The organism is Deltaproteobacteria bacterium (assembly GCA_020848745.1).
In the GTDB taxonomy this organism is placed as follows: domain Bacteria; phylum Desulfobacterota; class Binatia; order UTPRO1; family UTPRO1; genus UTPRO1.
Window position 1 is genome coordinate 1 of the sequence record JADLHM010000154.1, and the last position, 3,008, is coordinate 3,008.

Below are 3,008 nucleotides of genomic sequence, written 5' to 3' on the forward strand. Positions count from 1 at the left end.
CGGCAGTCGCGTCGACGGTCGAGTTGAGCGCCTCGGTGGTGGGGTTCGCGGTGGTCGCGTAGGTGAGGAACCCGATGGCGCCGACGACAAGGGGCTTGCCGAGCTTGTCGGGATGCACCTTCGAGTCGTCAAGCGCGCGGTTCAGCAACAGTCCGGCTTCAGCCATTGGGCACACTCCGAGTAGGTGCCCGATACGGTATTGAAGGTGGCACGCTTCCCACTAGACGCTTGGCCCCACCTGCGGACAGGTGCTATGATGCACCCATGACAGACGTCCTTTCCCGCGCGCTCGCCGACGAGAAATCCCGCCAGGTCCCCAAGCGCACGGTGGCGTTTGGGTTGAGGCTCGACGACGAGACGCACAACCTCCTGACCGCCGTTTCTCGACGTGAGGACGTGCCGATCAACGGGTTGATCGTGGCGATCTTGCGGCGCGCGCTATCTACTGAGGGACGCGGCGGATAGGCCGAGCCCCGACGACGCAATACAGGCGCCGGTCTGTCTTGCCCCACACGGCCAAGCCTTCGAGCATCGGCCACGACAGCACGACGCGCCCGACGGCAGGGTCCAAGCAGACCACCGACGAGGGCGTCATTTCCACAGCGAGGATGAAATGGTCCCCATCAATGTCACCGCCCGGCTTGTCTCCGTCGTAGTCGACGTGCAAGATCGCAAGCCCGTCAGCGCCGAAGGCGTCCCGAATCGTGTCCTTGATCTGCGCCGACCCCGGATTGCCTGTCACGCGCTCGGAGAGCGGCGCCACGAGGCCAAGCACGGGGGCGGCATCGTGGACGCGCAGACGATCGCCGTCGTACACCGCGGCGTCCTGGAATGCCTTGTTCGCATGAGGCGGGATGAGCGACGGTCTGGTCTGTAGCCGTCGTGCCGCCATCGTGAGGCACACCAGCAGGCACCCAGCCCGCCCGATGGTCGACGGGCCATCGCCGAGCGTGATCGTGCTCCACCGATTGTCAGCCTGGTAGAGCATGTCGGGCGCCGGCACCTACTCGACCCCGCCCCGCGCCTTGGCTTCCTTCTCAGCCGCCTCGGCGTCGAGCTCGTCGGCCTTGTCCTCGAGCTTCACGGCCTCGGCCTCCATGCCCGCCTTGCGGCACCTGTCCGCCTTGGCGCGCAGCTTGGCGGCTCGCACGCGGTCGCCGGCAGCCTCGCCCTTGTACCAGCGGGCCAGCGCCTTGATGGCCATCGGGGCGAGCGCGACGCCGAGGGACGCGAGGTACCCGACCCACGACGGCACGCCATCGGGCATCGGCGTGGTCCCGGTCGTGATGCCGAGCGACGAGACGAGGCCAAGGACGCCGCCGATGCCGACGTCGACGTTGTGGGAGGCGAGGCTGGTCAGCTTGGTCAGGGGCATGGGGGCTCCGGGTCAGGGGTCGATGCAAGCCGTGGTGTTGTCGTGGATGCTGACCCACGCATAGGTCGAGTTATCAGTGCCGCGTCGGCACCAGCACAGCATCGCGGCGGCCGAATCGTTCGTGTCGTCGACGGCGAACTGATGGAACTGCGTCGTAGAGTCGCAGGTCGGCAGAGTGATTCCGCTGCTGGCAGCCGCGCCAGCGGTACGGAAACTCGTGACCGTTCCAGATGAGATGATCGCACCGCCTGCCTCGAAAAGCGTTGATGTGATGTTGAGGCGGTCGGAGCCGTTCACGCGAGCCTCGATGGGGCCAGCGTTGTAGCTGTCGAGCATCATGCCACCGCTAGCCCCGGTACGAAGGCCAAACTGCGACGCGGCCCATCCGGTGTAAAGCGCCGCGGTGCTGCCGTGCCATAGGACGGCGCCGTGGTTATACGTCGATGCGATGTCCTCGCCGACGTAGAGATTGAATGCGCCCGACCCAGATGCGTTCTGGAAATACCCAACGGAACTACCGCCTGAATCGAATGCGTAAGCGTGCAGTTTCACGCCCGATGTTGGAGCTACGCCAATACCGAACCCGTATTGATTCCAGTTTGCCGCGTTCGCGCCGTCGACAGCGACGCCGATGTTATGCACGCCTGCATTGTCGTAGTAGTACCAGCCCGAATCAGTGTTGTTAGAGAACGACAACGACGGAGACGTGACAGTGCCGTCCGCCATCATGGCGATAGCTGTATCGCTGGCGCTTCCGCCAACGTCTCCACACGCAGCCGTCACCGCTGCGGCCATAGCCGCCGTGCCGGTAGCGTTCGGGTGGATGCCATCACCGTTATCAAACCCCGCATCGATGTCGTCGTCGTCGTCAGCGTCCAGCGCATCGTACACGTCGACAAAACATGACACCCCCGTCATTGCCAGGTGGTTCGTGTTGTATGTGTCGATGCAGCTTTGGATGTCGGCAGTCCACCCGCCCCAACCCTTGATCGGAGGAATGTTTGCGAGGATGACGCGCATCCCTTGCGCTGCCGCATCGGTAGCGATCGTCTGCATGTCAGCCTGCACGCTTGCGGCGTAAGTCAAGGCGTTGGCCGGAGTCGTCGATAGTGTGCAGGTGTTTGTGCCGCCATTGGCGAACAGCACCGTATATCCAGCGTTGTCGACGCTCGGCCATTGAAGCGACAGGATTTGCGCGGTCGTATGGCCGGATGTGGCGAACGGATCGATCTGAACCGTCGTTGTCGAGTCGGCATAGAGCCGGTGCCACGTTTGAGCTGAGATCGGATAGACAGAGATTGAGTCGCCAATCGACGCAGCGCGCACAGGTCGGTCAAGCGTTCCTCCGCCACCGCCGCCCCCACCGCCGCCGATCGACTGCGCGTGCGCGTCGGGGATGTAGGAGGCGAGGCAGAGCGCCGCGAGAGAGAGGAGGAGGGTGCGGGTCATGGGGTAGCTGGTCCCTGGTAGAGGGTGCCGCCGGTCTCGATACTGAGGTCGCGACCATTGCCGCTGACGTCGTCGAGATCGGCCGCGCCATCGCTCCACACGAAGGGCCAGTCACCCCAGGCCGACGTGTCCGGCGTCGTCGCGTCCACGATGGCCTGTAGCTGCGCGAGAGACGGCGCCGAAG

The 3,008-nt window shown here is 64.7% G+C and carries 6 protein-coding genes; 1 reads left to right on the forward strand and 5 read right to left on the reverse strand.

The window, feature by feature from the left end:
• Positions 1-166 (reverse strand): hypothetical protein (locus tag IT293_22085; GenBank protein MCC6767348.1); only part of this gene is annotated, 166 nt, incomplete at its 3' end.
• Positions 167-264: 98 nt separating this feature from the next.
• Between IT293_22085 and IT293_22090 the strand changes: the two genes are divergently transcribed.
• Positions 265-465 carry a hypothetical protein gene (locus IT293_22090; protein ID MCC6767349.1) on the forward strand — a complete coding sequence of 67 codons (201 nt, stop codon included), beginning with the start codon at positions 265-267 and terminating at the stop codon, positions 463-465.
• Here IT293_22090 and IT293_22095 read toward each other — a convergent pair.
• From IT293_22095 to IT293_22110, 4 genes are read right to left on the reverse strand one after another with little or no spacing between them, the layout of a single operon-like run.
• The gene (locus IT293_22095) at positions 443-1,003 is read right to left on the reverse strand and encodes a hypothetical protein (protein MCC6767350.1); all 561 of its coding nucleotides are present in this window, start codon (positions 1,001-1,003) and stop codon (positions 443-445) included. The genes IT293_22090 and IT293_22095 overlap by 23 nt on opposite strands.
• Positions 1,004-1,375 carry a hypothetical protein gene (locus IT293_22100; protein ID MCC6767351.1) on the reverse strand — a complete coding sequence of 124 codons (372 nt, stop codon included), beginning with the start codon at positions 1,373-1,375 and terminating at the stop codon, positions 1,004-1,006.
• A gap of 12 nt (positions 1,376-1,387) precedes the next feature.
• A complete protein-coding gene (locus tag IT293_22105; GenBank protein MCC6767352.1) occupies positions 1,388-2,824 on the reverse strand; it encodes an SGNH/GDSL hydrolase family protein in 1,437 nt (478 codons plus the stop codon).
• Positions 2,821-2,973: a hypothetical protein gene (locus IT293_22110; protein MCC6767353.1), complete on the reverse strand. Its 153-nt coding sequence runs from the start codon at positions 2,971-2,973 to the stop codon at positions 2,821-2,823. The genes IT293_22105 and IT293_22110 overlap by 4 nt, the downstream gene beginning before the upstream one ends.
• Positions 2,974-3,008 lie beyond the last annotated feature (35 nt).

Bases quoted from the DNA above. Each gene is read 5' to 3' on its own strand.
- IT293_22090 (MCC6767349.1), top strand. From the start codon at position 265: ATGACAGACGTCCTTTCCCGCGCGCTCGCCGACGAGAAATCCCGCCAG.
- IT293_22100 (MCC6767351.1), bottom strand. From the start codon at position 1,375: ATGCCCCTGACCAAGCTGACCAGCCTCGCCTCCCACAACGTCGACGTC.
- IT293_22105 (MCC6767352.1), bottom strand. From the start codon at position 2,824: ATGACCCGCACCCTCCTCCTCTCTCTCGCGGCGCTCTGCCTCGCCTCC.